Source organism: Paenibacillus sp. 1_12 (genome assembly GCF_900114475.1).
Taxonomy (GTDB): domain Bacteria; phylum Bacillota; class Bacilli; order Paenibacillales; family NBRC-103111; genus Paenibacillus_S.
On record NZ_FOTE01000028.1, the window covers coordinates 16,010 to 31,001 of the forward strand.

The window sequence follows — 14,992 nt, forward strand, 5'->3', positions numbered from 1 at the left end:
TAAATCTCCCTCCATCTCATCAAGTTAATTATTATTTTGTTCTATTCCCATGAGTCAATTCTGACTCTGAGGAATTGTTCCATGAGGAATGTGAAGAAGATCTTCACTGATCGTCCAAAGCCTTTCGGCCGACACCGGGTCTATGGCCCACGAACGGACTCCACGTTGCATCTGGCTGTCTGCCGATACGACCTCGGCGACATCGCCCTCTTCGCAATAGACGCCTCCCTTACCGTTCAGCATCAAACTGACTGCGCACCATACGGATGTGGCGGCGCCTTGTTCGGCGGTTTTGAAGCCTCCGGAAGACGTATAGGTGCCGTCTTCGTTCCGTCTTAAGCCCCAACCAACTAAATCCTCATCGCTCAAGTGTCGGGCCAAACCCGACAGGATAGCGCCGGGATGAACAGCAAAAGCGCGTATTCCGTGCTCTCGTCCTCGTTTATCGAGCTCAATGGCAAACAACGAGCATGCGGTTTTCGACTGGCCGTAGGAAATAACCTTGTCGTACGGCCTTCTAGTGAAATGCAGATCGTCCAAATCGATCGGTCCTGTCATATGGCCGATCGACGAAAGAGCGACGACCCGAGCATTCCCAGATCGCTTTAACGCTTCCCATAAACCTACCGTCAGTTGAAAATGCCCTAGGTAGTTCGTCGCCAAATGCGTATCGAATCCCCGCTCATCTTTAATCGTCGGAGGGAAGCAAACGCCGGCGTTCAAAATCAAAAGGTCGAGCGCACGATTGTAACTCCGGAAGATGGCGGTGAACTCGTCAATCGAGGCGTTATCCGCAAGATCGAGCCGCATTACCTCGACATTTTTCAACGATGCGAGCACTTCTTGCGCTTTATTGACATCACGGGTGCCGACAATAACGGTTGCGCCGGCAAGTGCGCGCGTTGTTTCCAGCCCGATGCCTCCATGTCCGCCTGTGACGATTGCCACTTTTCCACTGAGGTCTAGTCCAGCCAGCACCTCTTGTGCTGTCGTTTCGGGTCCGAATCCTGACTGTAACGGTTTTTGTTCGATCATCATATGTTGTTTGCTCCTTTGATTTTTTAAATAATAGACAAAAAACATATTATGTCTATTTGTACATACTATACGATTGGACAAAGCTTGTAAAGTGTATAAAATAGAGATATGGAAAATAAAAAGAAACTTGATATTGTTGCGAAAGCTTTAGAGGTTTTCTTCAAGTACGGTTACAAGCGGGTATCGATGAACGATATTGCGGAGGCCGTTGGCATTTCACGCGCAGGTCTCTATTTATACTTTAAGAGTAAGGAGGAAATATTTAACGCCGCGATTGTTCACTACGGCGACATTCTCATAGAGGAGATAAAGAATGGGCTGTTGTCCGATAAAACAACGGAAGATAAAATTTTATATACCCTCGAAGTATGGGCGATCCGTAATTTCGACGATTCGCTACACTCGCCGGAATATAAGGAAATAACGGACAGCTCATACCAGTTCGCCCGGGAGGCGCTCGAGACGAGCTACGGAAAATTGGAAACCTTGCTGGCAGCCTTACTGCAAATGCACCCTACCGCTGCAAACGATATTCATCCAGCGAGATTGGCACATCTGGTAATAGGTGCACTGCGCGGCTATAAAACGACTGCCAAGAGCTCGAGCGAGCTTCGCGATATGCTTCAGGACTTGCTCCAAATCATTTATGCTAATCAATAGAAGTCCACACCATTAAAACTGCGCAGCTACAGCCGAAGAGGCCTCCCGTGATCCGTTGGGAAGCCGCATAAGGCAACTGGTCAATATAATTCCCCTTTGAGAAAAAGTAATAAAAAAGGAAACACTTCTCCCAGCCAATAATTGGCACATGAGAGGTGCTTCCTCCGGTTATAGCGGTTGCCTCTTTATGATGGAGATAACCGCTTATTTAGTTAGGTCGTTTACTTTTAATAACATTAAACTAGTCCCATTAATCATGAGTATCTATTTGTAATGACACAAGTCGTTAATGACAAGTTATACTGGTAAGCATTTCTCCACCAGAAACCGATCCTTCAAAAGGTCATAGAGACGAATTGGCTCAAACAATACCTGTTCATCTGCGGGCAATACGATATCACGACTGCACTTAAAACAATACTTTATTTGCAATTTTCAAATTCGTTGAACTCAAAAAATATTATGAAATCCCTCCCATAAAGAACGTAACATCAGGCGGAACCACCCTGCCTTTTCCATCTCTTGCGATGAGACCAAGTTAACGGTTTTCTCTTGGGTATTTGCCATCCCCTCAATTTGGTAGGTATAAGTAATTGTCCCCGTCTTTGTTCCTTCATGAAAAGGAGCCGTGAGCTCATCTACCATAATGCTCGTCTTAAATGAAAGCTGAGATGCATCGGTCCCTTTTGGAACTATAAAATTGATGGCTTGTTCAGTCACCACAGGAACCTCTGTTTTGGTACCCTTTTTGACTGGAACTTTATCCACGCCTTTTGCTGTACTATTACTGGCCACTACTTGTCTTACTTCAAAATAATTGAATCCAAAATCCAATACTTTTTTTGTCTCTGTGAATCGTTCTACCGTCGATTCTGTTCCCATTACAACGCTAATCAATCTCATACCATTACGTTCGGCAGTACTCGCAAAACAATAGCCAGCACTGTCGGTAAATCCAGTCTTCAACCCGTCAAGACCTTCATAAGCGAATTGCTTAAATTGTGTAACATTTTTATTTGATTCCAGCATCCAATTCGTGTTTACTAGTGCTTCTCTGTCAGATGCGCGGAACTTATAGGATTGAATAGTAGTAGTTTCTAAAAAATCTGGGTGGTCCTGAATAATGTATTTCACCAAATTCGCGACGTCCATTGCAGACATCATGTTCTCCCCTTTTTCCTCAGAACGAAATGTAATCGGCATATCCGCACGGTCAAGTCCAGATGAATTAATAAAGTAACTATTTACCATTCCCATCCGTTGTGCTTCTTGGTTCATTAATGTAACGAATTGCTTCTCAGATCCGGACACGTATTCCGCAAGAGCAACGGCTGCGTCATTAGCGGAATGTATGAGCATCGCAAAAAATAGTTCTTTTACAGTATGCGTCTCCCCTTTGGCAAGGAAAACACGTGAACCAATAGTTTTAGAAGCGTTTTCTTTGACTGTTACAACGTCGTTCCATGAAATTTCTCTATTTTTGACTTTATCTTCGATAATGTATCCTGTCATTAATTTAGTCATACTTGCAGGCGCATAAGCCTTATCTGCGTTTTTCGATAATAAGACTTGACCTGTTATAGGTTCCAAAAGTACAGCTGATTTAAGTTTAAGATTGAGTGAACTGATCGATGGTATTTTGACTGATTCTGATATAGTTTTTGCAGCGATAGATTCAGTTGATTGTGCCATAAGTATGGTTGTTTCAGCAAACGTGGAAACGGGAACAAAAAACAAACAAAGCAATAGGATTAAGCTTATTAAACACTTCCTAGATATAGATTTTGTGCATTTTAAAGTAATGCTTACTTCATTGTTATATTTCAAGATAATTTCTCCTTAAACTTCAGAATATTGTGGACTTACGCATTATCTCATGCTAATTGGTGGTAGAATTTTCTTTTGTTCTAGGTGACCCAAAAAATAAATAATACCCTCAATCTCTCCTTTTTGGAAAGACAAAGGGTTGGCTCTATTTTACAGTACTACATTTCAGAAAATAAACAACGAAGTTGCCTATGTTAAAAAGAAGGGGCTTCATATGTTCATTATAACGTTATTTAGGCTCTATTATTTGAAGACAGGAATCGTTTGGGTTTGAACATGAATGTTTCCTAATGCTTTTACTTCGTACATAAGCCCAAAATAACGTTTTTTAATCGTTCCAGTTCTTCACGCTTCGTTTTTGCGTTAAGCCGGCCGTTTATATTTCTTTTCCTTCTAGATTCATCCTCCATAGATTGGAGTTCTTGTATTCGTTGATTGATTTCCTCTATAACATCCATGACATTTTTCATTTTTATAACCTCCGATTTCTCAATGCTTGGGGAAAGTTATTTGTTTTTCCAATTTGATTAAATGGTTGCTCATTCACAAAAATCGGTTATAATATTGATAATGATAATGATTATCATTATTTTATATTAAGGAGTTGCGAGGATGAGTTTTCTGCTTCCTATTACTACAATGATTCTCATTGGACTCGGAGCATTTTGTATTTTTACAACCATGGAAAATGATCGAAGAATCCGAAAAAAAATTAAAACAAGAGATATTTCCTTACTCCCTGACACTCAGTCAAATGTTTCCTACACGGGTAGAACAGACCAATAAATGGACCCCGCGGATTCATTTTGCAGGGCCCAAATGCATCAGGCTTATTAGTTTATCGTAATAACCTTAGTCCGTTTAGAATAACAAGTATTGTACTTCCTTCATGACCTACTACACCAAGAGGAAGAGTAATACCTTGTATAAAATTAGCCGAGATTAAAAGTAAGATGACAGAAAGAGCGAATATCATATTTTGTTTGACTATAGATAGGGATCGTTTAGCAAGCACAATCGCTTCAGCAATTTTCCCTGTATCATCATTCATTAAAACAAGATCAGCTGTTTCAAGCGCCACATCGCTTCCTGCCACCCCCATCGCAATCCCAACGGTAGCAGTTGCCAGAGCAGGAGCGTCATTGACGCCATCACCTACCATGGCAATGGTGCCATAGATTTGCTTAAGCTCCTTGATCCGACTCACCTTATCTTCTGGCAATAAATCGGCATAAACCCATTCAATCCCCAGTTCTTTTGCAATGGCATGTGCGGTTTGGGCCTGATCGCCTGTTAACATCACTACTTGAACACCTAACTCTTTAAGCATGGCGACTGCATGTTTAGCCTCAGAACGAATGGTATCGCGTAAGCCAATCACACCGACAACTCCCTGCGAATTGTACATGACTGTTACGGTCTTCCCCTCATGTTCTAATCTGTAAATCACTTCCAACAATTCTTCTGTTAAAAATCGTTCATCCAGAAATGCTGGTTTTCCAATTTTCCACAAATCTCCCTTCCATTGCGCCTCAATTCCCCAACCCGTAAAGGCACGAAAATAAGCAGGGCGATCAAGCGCTATCCCCTGTCTCTGAGCTTCAAGTACAATAGCTTTAGCTAATGGATGCTCAGACAAACTTTCAATAGATGCTGCTATATGCAGCATTTCGGTTTCGTCATATCCCTGAAATGAATAGGTGTCCATGACTACAGGTTTTCCAGATGTCAGCGTTCCCGTCTTGTCAAATGCAATTGCTTTGATACTTGCAAGATTTTCGAGATGGGCGCCCCCTTTAAAAAGTAGTCCCTTCCTTGCACTGCTAGATATAGCCGACAGCATGGCAGGCATAATGGAAGAGACTAGTGCGCAAGGCGATGCTACGACCAGAAACACCATCGCTTTGTAAAATGCATCATGCCATGACCATTGAAAAAGAAAAGGAGGAACCACGATTAGGAGTAAACAAATCGAAATGATGATCCTCGCATAGATGCGTTCAAACCGTTCCATAAACAATTGAGAGGCAGGTTTCTCGCTTTGCGCTTCCTGCACAAGACGAATGATTTTCGCGAACAAGGTGGATTCGCTCCGTTGACTGATTTCAATAAATAAAGCGCCTTGACCATTCAATGTTCCAGCGAATACATCTTCTCCTACAACTTTGTCTACAGGAACCGACTCACCCGTAATGGAAGCTTGATTGACGGCTGAAGAACCTTCAATTACGACACCATCAGAAGGAATCCGTTCTCCGGGTTTGACCACAACGACATCTCCAATTCTCAGGGCTTCAATTGCTATATTGGTCTCTACTCCATCTTTGTAACGAACGGCGGTCTCCGGTTTCAGATCCATCAGCGATGAGATGTCGCGGCTGCTTCGATCCATCGTATAGGTTTCCAAAGCTCCGCTGAGCGAAAAAATAAAGATAAGTAACGCTCCTTCTGTCCAATATCCGATGCTGGCAGCACCCATAGCTGCGACAAGCATTAGCAAATTAACATCCAGGTCTCGTTCCACGAAGAGGGTGTATAAGCCTTCTTTGGCTTTCACAAATCCCCCGACAGCAAATGCAAGCAAATAGAAAATGACCGACCATAGGGATGATACGTTCCCTAAACTCCATGCAATAGCGATTAAAACTCCACTTGCTAAAGCTGCCACACCTTCCCCGTAACGGCTCAGCCCATTCCTTCTTTCTTTGTCCATTGTTTTGGAGATCGGAACTTCCTGTTGTTTAACACAACCATCTGTTGTTTGAAAAAACGAACTCATAACAATCACGCCTCCTCATTGAGAATGAATCCCATTATTAACTCCCCTAAAATGACACATGCTGCTCCGGGTAAGGAGCAGCATGTTAAACGAGAACGATTCTCGTCTTTACCATATTCAATTTTTTTGCTTAAGACCAACTTTATAATAATGATTATAATCTATTTGGATGGAAGAATAAAGAATGTATTTGTAAATTTTTTTAGTATAGTGGCAAAAATAAATAGCAACTCCGGGTTAGTAACAATCTCAATACTCAGATTCTATGCTGCCACAAATTTGGACTTCTAGTGATTAGCCTCTAAGTTCGAAAAATACAAGGTGATTAGCGCAGACTTGAAAGCACACAGAGTTAAATTACGAGCCATCCATAAGCAGAAAATCAATTCAGTATGGATAAAAGGTCCCACAGAACCATTTAAGAGGACTGAACAAAGACGTCCAAAAATGCATAACTCATCCGGCATGAAATTATAATTGACAAAGTCAACTATAAAGGTTGCCAAAGTCAACTATTTCTGCTATTCTTGTTCTATAAAGGAGGAGAAAACATGCATAGCACATTGAATGAAGAAGTAGCTACTATTCGGAAATTTAATCGTTTCTATACAAACGTCTTAGGATTACTGAACCAAGATATTCTGAAAAGTGAATTTTCTTTGTCCGAGGCGCGTGTGCTGCACGAAATTCAAAAGTCGGAGAATTGTACATCCAAAAGCCTTGCAGAGTTACTCAGCATGGACCCCGGATATCTGAGTCGTATTCTGAAAAAGTTACAAGAAGACGGGCTGGTAGACAAAAAACCGTCGTCTGAGGATGGTCGTTCACACTATTTGTACTGTACCGAAAAAGGTGAAGAAAAAATAGCTGAACTGAATGCACGTTCCGATGAACAGCTCTACCAACTGGTTAAATCATTGTCGGAAGAAGACCGAATAAAGATTGTGCAGAATGTGGTGTCGCTAGAACATATTCTCACTGATCGTCAAAATCTGAAGCTCGAAGACATTACCATCCGCAATCATGTTAGACCGGGCGATGCCAGTTATATCACCTACATGCATGCTAGGATTTATAGCAAGGAATATAACTATAATACTCCTGTTTTTGAGGGTTATGTTGCACAGTCTTTTCATGACTTTCTAATGAATTACGACCCCAACAAATACAAGCTATGGATTGCAGAGCACAATAATGAGATTGTTGGTTCTATTGCAATCTTGGATTATGGCGACCGAGCTCAGCTGAGATGGTTTCTTCTACATCCCGATTATCGCGGTATTGGGCTTGGAAAACATCTGCTTAACGATGCCATTGGCTTCTGCAAACAGAAGGGGTTCAAGACGGTGTATCTCGAGACGACGAACGACCTCGATCAGGCGATTAGCATGTACACCAAAGCCGGTTTTGTCAAAGTGGCAGAAAAAGAAAACGATAGCTGGAAAGACAATCTTACGGAACTAAAATTTGAGTTAAACCTGGAAGACTCGGAATGAATGCTTTTTTGATAAATTTTTCTCATTCCTTCTGTACTGGCAAGCATTTTTCTGGCTAATCGAATTGGATGAAAGCGATATGTATACAGGCAGGGATAATATGTTACCCTATGTGGTATTGTCCCCAAGGCCGTTGTAAAGTATAAGCTCCTGGATCTGTCGGGAATGAGATCAAGTTCTTGTCACTGAGATTTGACAAGAGCTTGATCTCATTCCCGTTATTCGCAAATTAACAAAGCAATAACAACGTCTGTCTAAGCACGTTGTTACTCACAAACTTCTGAAAAGTTTCAGAAGCTTTCCACCCTTAGATTGAATCGAATTCTTCTCCTGTTCGTCTTCCGCCGAATAGTCCCTTAAAGTCTCGATCAACATCCTCAATCACTACACAACATTAATAACAAGCTCGGCGGGGTACATTCCTTCAGAAAACGCTGATAATACTACACGTCCTTTTTGGAGATTTCTTTTTTTCATAACCGATGTTTCCGACAAACGATGTTTTCACTTGGAAATGATTTTATGTTATTTCAAGACATGTACTGATCAAACATGCCCTTTAATTGGGTTGCTGCGTTCTCGGAGAAAATAATCTTGAGGCTGTAATCCGATTCCTCGGCTGACTTAGACGAATATTTGAACATCTTTTCCTCGTATTCTCCGACGGCCTTGTCGACATCGTCATTCTGAATGATTGCGAGCGCCAATTCTGCGGCATCCAACATGGCCATGTTCACGCCTTCTCCCGCAAAAGGCGACATCAGATGCGCCGCATCGCCGATCAGCGTAACGCCCGGTTTACGGGTCCATTGAAGACCAATGGGCAGCTTATAGATACGCCTTGGAAGGATGGTGTCGTTGGCGTAACGGATATAATTCTTTAGTGACTCGTCCCAATCGTCGAAATGATCCAGCAGTTGCCGTTTCGCTTCCTCGGGCTGATCGAACGGAATACCACAGGTATCCAGCCATTCCTGACCGACACTAAAACATAACCCGGCCTTGATGAGTCCGCCCCCATTCAACTGACCCATGATCGCCTTATTATCACCAAGACCGAACAGTTTGCCTCGGGCGTTAAAGTTGGCGAGATCGGGATGAGCTTCGACTTCAACATTAAGCTCGATCATACTGATACCGGTATACTCGGCTATGGCATTCGTTAAAAGCGGACGAATCCGGGAGAAAGCACCGTCTGCACCGATCACTAGATCGACGGTATCCTTATGTCCATTCTCGAAGTGAAGTTCATGTTTGCCATTAGCCAGAGGTATCGCATGAACTAATTTGTAATTATAGCGAATACAATCGGGCTGGAGGTCGTTAAGAAGAAGGTCGCATAACGTTCCGCGATTGATCTCCGGGCGGCCCCCTTTTTCTTCGGCGTCCGCCGATTCGTCCATATATATTTTTCCGGTTTTATCGAGAAGGCGGAAGTCTTCTCCTTCATAACGGGCAATCGATTGGAATTGCTCGTATAGACCTGCTTCTTTAAGTGCGAATTGTCCGGAATCTTCATGAAGATCCAAGGATCCGCCTCTTTGGGTGTTGGTATCGAAGGGTTCGCGTTCATAAATGACGGATTGAATACCGTGCTTCTGCAAAATGAGGGCGAATGTCAGTCCGCCCGGACCTCCCCCGATGATTGCGATGCGCAGTTGTTTCTTGTTTGTTGCTGCTGTTGACATAAGATCAGCTCCTCGATGATTAAATGTAGAATAACGATATTGTTTAATTCACACTATAAGTACATTGTTCGTTCAAAAGTAAAAGTTCCGATTGTACAGCAAATTATGCAATTACTTAACAACTACATATATAATGACATGAAAATATAAACTGAATTTAAACCACCCACACGGTGCCCTTAAGTTTCTTGGAACGTTGTTCTTTCTTTTCTTTTACTGTTTCGGGATGAGAGCAATGGCCGCTTTTATCGGATGAATAAAATTTCGTACGTCATTCAAAAAAAACGATTGAAGCTGCCGCATGGCTTCCATGCTATTTTTCGTAAATGCCGATTGATTAATCACTAACTTATCAAGGCGACAGCAAACCGATGACATAAATCGAGCTATGTTAAATTCTAGATAAAAAATCCTAGTCTGGCGTGCCACTAGGATTACATGCTTACTCATTCTTTCACATATCAATAAAACAATCCGCAATACTAGAAAAAAGAGTCATTTAATGATAAGGCTAAAAAATTCTTCACTGCCTTTTAGCTTAACTCTTTAACTTTACCTTTATTAATACAACGTGGCATGCTTTTGTACCGTATAAATAGAAGGACTTTCCCTGTTCATCTTGCAGATTTTTATAAAATATTTTTTACGGGTAATGATTAGGTTCATCAAAAAGTCAGATACTTGAAGCAATTTTAGTTAGTCAATAGTTTTTTCTCGAAAAGCTTGAAGTCTCCCACCTGCCCCATATATTGGTATCGATTACTCTCGTAAAAAGAAAATAGTTGAGCGTTACTGGCTATACAGTCTAAGCGTATCACCTTCTTATTCCTAAAGCTTATAGCCGAATCACACCAATTCAAAAGAGCAGAACCCAACCCCGAGTTTGCACGCTTTCTGCTAATCGTAAGTCGATGCAAATAAATGGCTTCATCATCCACATATACTTTACTTCCCCATAGCTGATAATCCCAAGAACTTGGTTGACGTTTCAGTATGACGACTCCTACGATTTCATTGTAATGCTTACATACAAACACTTCTTCTTGTTGGATTGAACCTACAGTATTGTGAGAATCATGTCCTTTCAATAGCTCGCCCCACTGCTGAGAACCTTTAGTTTGCAGCCATTTGGCTGTATCTAGTAGAAGGGACATTATTTCATCTGCTTCTTCTGTCTTAGCAACACTAACCGTGTAATTACCTTCGATATATGGGTTTATTATAGTAAAGTCGGTTTTCATAAGTGGAAGACACTCCTTAGTTGTTTATAAAGTAATATCTTATGCTTTCCATTTATTATATCTCAATCAAAAGCCGTTTTAAATTGCTGAGTACTACATGTTGATGCCTCTGTTCCACAATGGCGGGATTACTGAGCAACTGTATCGGATGACGTTTACGTTGTGGTCGGCGATATTCATGGATTGCGAAGGTAAGCGCGAATAAGGCATTCTGTTAACTCAGCTCCCTTTCCAACTTTGGCTGCAAAATGAACCAAACGATGACCGTCAAAGATATTTGCAATCATAACTGAGTCCTAATTGACATCCAGTCCAGCTTCTTAAAAATCAACATCTGAATCAAATCTCTCTATTGTATATGTTCTGATCTTGCAATTGAATCAGTACTTTGCCAAAACGTCCGCCCTCATGGATGACGACTTTTCCGGACGGATAGGCTTGCTCCAAATAGTCAGCAATGATGTTCCGATTCTGCTCATCTACAGGCATACGATGATGGCCAAGCCAAGTCAACGCTTCCTGTAACGCCGCTTCTCTGGAGACTTCTGTCGTTTTCGCTTCCCGCGTGATTAGCGATTCGTATGCATAACCTTTAAGATACAGCAGATGCAGCAAATATCCCATTTCCGTAAGTTTCGTATGGTAGGGCTGACCGGTGATGAGCGGCCAAATTTCATTCACTAGGCTGTGCTCCGCAGGAATTATCGGCATACTGATATAACAGAACTTTCGAGCGCACTGAAGCACCTTCTCCACGCTCTCCCAATTGTGAATGACCGGGCTCATCGAGACAAAGACGAGATCGTAGGCCTGGTTCCAGCCCTTGGCCTCTACGTCAATATCTTCAAACGGTATGGGTACAATCTTCACCTGGTCTTCGGCGAAGTTCGAGATGTTTTCTTCCAGTAATTCGATCAGCGGGGGTGAGGTCTCTACGGCAGTTACACGGGCCCCACGCTCCGCAAACGGCACTGAGAACACTCCCGATGCGGCGCCAATATCCAGAACGGAGGCGTTTTCGAATCGAACTCCTAGTCCTTCAAGCCAGTTCACGATTCGTTTGGTTCGTTTTCTTCCCTCTTCGCTAAACGATTGTTCGTTGAAGGTCTTTGCTTTTTGGTCAAAAGATCTGGTAGGATCAATTCCATTCTTTTTCATCCTGTTGATTTTCAAATCGGACTCGTCTTTCCACGCTTTTTCCCAGTTGGCTGCATTAAAAAAATCGTTCATGAATATATCCCACGCTTTCCTTATAGTTTATGGATTTCCTTATACGAACGGCCTGAATCATCCTGCCGCCTGTTCATGTTCCGGCGATTTCCCTTTACGGAGAAAAAGACCAAGTACGAGCGCAACTAGCGCGATGATGACGCCGAACCAGAACGCGTTGTTGATACCGGCTGCGAGTCCTTTCTCGATTTCCGCCGGAGCCTGCGGATCGCTCGCTCCGCTCAAGTACTGCTTCTGTCCGCCCGACATAATAATGATGTACAAGGCAGTACCGATTGCGCCGGACACCTGCTGCAGCGTATTCAAGATCGCTGTCCCGTGCGGGTGCAGATGGCTTGGCAGCTGGTTGAGCCCGCTGTCTGTGCGGGCATCATGACTAACGCGATGCCAATCATCAGCGCGATGTGAACGGCGACGAGGAAGCCAGTGCTCGTAGCTTCGTCGAATCGGGTGAATTGCCACAACGAGACGACGGCAACGGCCAGTCCTGGGATGACCAGTACGCGAAGCCCAAACTTGTCAAACAGCTTGCCTGAGATCGGGGCCATGAACCCGTTCACAATCCCGCCAGGAAGGAGGATCAAACCGGACTTGAATGCCGTTACCATGAGCACGCCTTGCATAAACATCGGAAGCATGATCGCCGATGAGAAAAATGTCATCATAAGCACAACCATCAGCACCGCGACTAGCGCAAATGTCGGATACCGAAACGCACGTAAATCCATGACAGGCTGCTTTAACAATAGCTGCCTCCAGACGAACAGCAACAAGGAAACACTGCCCGCGGCGATCGTCCAGATGACAATCGGTTCCGACCAACCGTATTCGCCAGCACTGCTGAACCCATAGACGATTCCGCCAAAGCCGATCGTCGACAACACGATGAATAAGAGATCCACTCGCGGTTTGGTGACTTCCGACACATTCCTCAGGACGGCGGCTCCTATAATAATGGAGAGCAGCGCAAACGGAATCACAAGATAAAACAGCCAGCGCCATGAAAGCCCGTCAACGATTAAACCCGATATCGTCGGGCCAATCGCCGGTGCGAACATGACGACGAGCCCTAACATCCCCATTGCGCCTCCCCGCTTTTCCGGCGGATAAATGGTCATGATTACGTTCATTACAAGCGGCAGCAGCATGCCGGTTCCTATTGCTTGAATAATCCGCCCGACCAGCAGCACGCCGAATTCCGGCGACACCGCCGAGGTGACCGTACCGACGAAGAACAGACTCATCGCCGACAGAAATATTTGCCGGGTGGTGAACCATTGCTGCAGGATTGCCGTCACCGGAACAAGCACGCCAACGACGAGCATGTAGGCGGTGGAAAGCCACTGCCCCGTTGCCGCAGACACGCCAAACGATTTCATTAATTCGGGAAGGGCATTGCCCATTAGCGTCTCGTTCAAAGCGGCGACGAACATGCCGACAATCAGAGCAAACATGATCGGACCGCGCTTAATATTATTTAAATCGATCATCCGTTTTTCCTCCAAGCCTCTGCATTTAGCTCATTGTTTATGACCGCTGCGGCAAATGCGCCCATCGAAGCGGCAGCTATAGCCTGATGCATTCGCGATGCAGAATCCCCAGCGCTATAGACGCCCGGAATGTTCATTTTTCCGAATTCATCGACGACGATCGCCCCCCATTCCGTCATCTCGCATCCGATCGTTTGCGGCAAGTCCGATCCTGTAACCAGATCCGGTTTGAAAAAGATCCCCTTGCATGGAACGATCGTCTCGTCTTCAAGAACGACTTGCTGAACGATCCCGTCGCTAGAGTTTATGTGCCGAATCGGCGAGTCGAACAGAGGCACATGATTCCACTGGAACTCCTCGCGCTCGGCATCTGTCAGTTCATCGGGGCCATTGGTGCAGACGGTAAAACGGTTCGTCCATCCGGATATTAGTGGAGCAAAATGCATAAGCTCAGACCCCCTATTAATGATGACAAGCGGCTGATCCCTTAACTCCCATCCGTCGCAATACGGGCAGACGAAAGCGCTCTTCCCGTATACTTCCGCCAGTCCCGGAATGTTAAGGGGCTGATCCTTCATGCCGATGGTAAACAATATTTTTTTGCTTGCAAAAGTTTGTCCCTGCTCCGTCTCAATTTGAAACTGACCGTCAGTTCCCACGATGGTCACCGCCGTATCCGCCACGAATGATACGGCGGGATAGGCGCGGATCTCTTCTTTCGCAATTCGCCGAAACTCATTCGGACTAATCCCGTCGCGGGTAAGAAACCCGTGGATCTCGCGAGTCACAGCGTTGCGGGGACGGCCTTCATCGATCACCGCTACCTTTTTCCTTGCCCTCCCAAACACCAGGGCGGCATTCAACCCAGCCGGTCCGCCGCCAATAATTGCCACATCGAAAAGTTGTTTTTCCATCACGAATATATACCTCCATAGATCTATGATATCCATAATTGTGACGCAAGAAGTGTGTCACTTCTTGTTTGCCTCATGGTTGCAACGCTTGAAAGCCTCATCCAGTAACGACTGAATCGTGTGATCCCGCAAGTATTGGTGCAGATGCTGTTCCGCGCCCTCCATCACCTTCTCGACCAAACATTCGCTCTTTCCTGAATGCTCCTGATCCCGCTCCTTCTGGGCAGTCACCTCTTCCGCTAACAACCGATGTTGCTGCGACTTCGTATTGGAACATTCGAACAATTTCTGTCTTCCTTCAATCACTTGAATCACATCAAGAAACGTAATCTGTTCAGCCGGCTTAGCAAGCTCATAACCGCCGTTCACCCCTGGCACAGCACGTACGATTCCATCCTGCCTTAGCTTGGACATGATTTTGGATAAATAGCTTTCCGAAACACCAAGTGTCCCAGATAATTCCTTGATCCCGACATTGTTGCTCCGCTCCGAATGTCCCAGTCCCAGATGAATTAAGGCGTGTAGAGCATAATCTGTACTTTTGGAGAACTGCAAGTTTCCCACCTCCGTTCACATGATTATCATTAATATAGACCTGCAGTATCCATAATATACGATCCAACTCCAAA

11 protein-coding genes and 1 pseudogene are annotated in these 14,992 nt (G+C 44.2%); 2 read left to right on the forward strand and 10 right to left on the reverse strand.

Features of this window, described 5'->3' with window-relative positions:
* Window positions 1–54: 54 nt before the first annotated feature.
* Window positions 55–1,038, reverse strand: a complete 984-nt coding sequence (locus BM210_RS30935) for an SDR family NAD(P)-dependent oxidoreductase (RefSeq protein ID WP_091176506.1) — start codon at window positions 1,036–1,038, stop codon at window positions 55–57.
* Between the two features lie 108 nt (window positions 1,039–1,146).
* Here BM210_RS30935 and BM210_RS30940 point away from each other — a divergent pair, with 108 nt between their 5' ends.
* Window positions 1,147–1,698, forward strand: coding sequence for a TetR/AcrR family transcriptional regulator (locus BM210_RS30940; protein WP_091176508.1), 552 nt, complete (start codon window positions 1,147–1,149; stop codon window positions 1,696–1,698).
* A 450-nt stretch (window positions 1,699–2,148) separates the two neighbouring features.
* On the opposite strand, the gene BM210_RS30945 is transcribed toward BM210_RS30940, so the two are convergent.
* The 3 genes from BM210_RS30945 to BM210_RS30950 form a co-directional block, all read right to left on the reverse strand.
* Window positions 2,149–3,525: a D-alanyl-D-alanine carboxypeptidase family protein gene (locus tag BM210_RS30945; RefSeq protein ID WP_256224157.1), complete on the reverse strand. Its 1,377-nt coding sequence runs from the start codon at window positions 3,523–3,525 to the stop codon at window positions 2,149–2,151.
* A gap of 296 nt (window positions 3,526–3,821) precedes the next feature.
* Entirely contained in the window at window positions 3,822–3,995 is a 174-nt protein-coding gene (locus BM210_RS35135) for a hypothetical protein (protein WP_177238099.1), read from the reverse strand.
* Between the two features lie 368 nt (window positions 3,996–4,363).
* Window positions 4,364–6,238: a heavy metal translocating P-type ATPase gene (locus BM210_RS30950; RefSeq protein WP_091176562.1), complete on the reverse strand. Its 1,875-nt coding sequence runs from the start codon at window positions 6,236–6,238 to the stop codon at window positions 4,364–4,366.
* A 617-nt stretch (window positions 6,239–6,855) separates the two neighbouring features.
* Here BM210_RS30950 and BM210_RS30955 point away from each other — a divergent pair.
* Window positions 6,856–7,800, forward strand: a complete 945-nt coding sequence (locus tag BM210_RS30955; protein WP_091176510.1) for a bifunctional helix-turn-helix transcriptional regulator/GNAT family N-acetyltransferase — start codon at window positions 6,856–6,858, stop codon at window positions 7,798–7,800.
* Window positions 7,801–8,330: 530 nt separating this feature from the next.
* Here the strand turns inward: BM210_RS30955 and BM210_RS30960 are convergent.
* The 6 genes and pseudogenes from BM210_RS30960 to BM210_RS30985 all read right to left on the reverse strand — a co-directional run bounded on the left by BM210_RS30960 (window position 8,331) and on the right by BM210_RS30985 (window position 14,918).
* Window positions 8,331–9,488, reverse strand: a complete 1,158-nt coding sequence (locus BM210_RS30960; RefSeq protein ID WP_091176512.1) for an FAD-dependent oxidoreductase — start codon at window positions 9,486–9,488, stop codon at window positions 8,331–8,333.
* Between the two features lie 692 nt (window positions 9,489–10,180).
* Window positions 10,181–10,729 carry a GNAT family N-acetyltransferase gene (locus tag BM210_RS30965; RefSeq protein ID WP_091176513.1) on the reverse strand — a complete coding sequence of 183 codons (549 nt, stop codon included), beginning with the start codon at window positions 10,727–10,729 and terminating at the stop codon, window positions 10,181–10,183.
* 339 nt (window positions 10,730–11,068) lie between these two features.
* Complete coding sequence (locus tag BM210_RS30970) at window positions 11,069–11,959, reverse strand: class I SAM-dependent methyltransferase (RefSeq protein ID WP_091176515.1); 891 nt, start codon at window positions 11,957–11,959, stop codon at window positions 11,069–11,071.
* 57 nt (window positions 11,960–12,016) lie between these two features.
* Window positions 12,017–13,449 (reverse strand): annotated as a pseudogene (locus BM210_RS30975) (MDR family MFS transporter).
* Window positions 13,446–14,363 (reverse strand): NAD(P)/FAD-dependent oxidoreductase, encoded by a 918-nt coding sequence (locus BM210_RS30980; protein ID WP_091176517.1) that lies wholly within the window; start codon window positions 14,361–14,363, stop codon window positions 13,446–13,448. The pseudogene BM210_RS30975 and the gene BM210_RS30980 overlap by 4 nt, the downstream one beginning before the upstream one ends.
* A gap of 57 nt (window positions 14,364–14,420) precedes the next feature.
* Window positions 14,421–14,918 (reverse strand): RrF2 family transcriptional regulator, encoded by a 498-nt coding sequence (locus BM210_RS30985; RefSeq protein WP_091176518.1) that lies wholly within the window; start codon window positions 14,916–14,918, stop codon window positions 14,421–14,423.
* Window positions 14,919–14,992 lie beyond the last annotated feature (74 nt).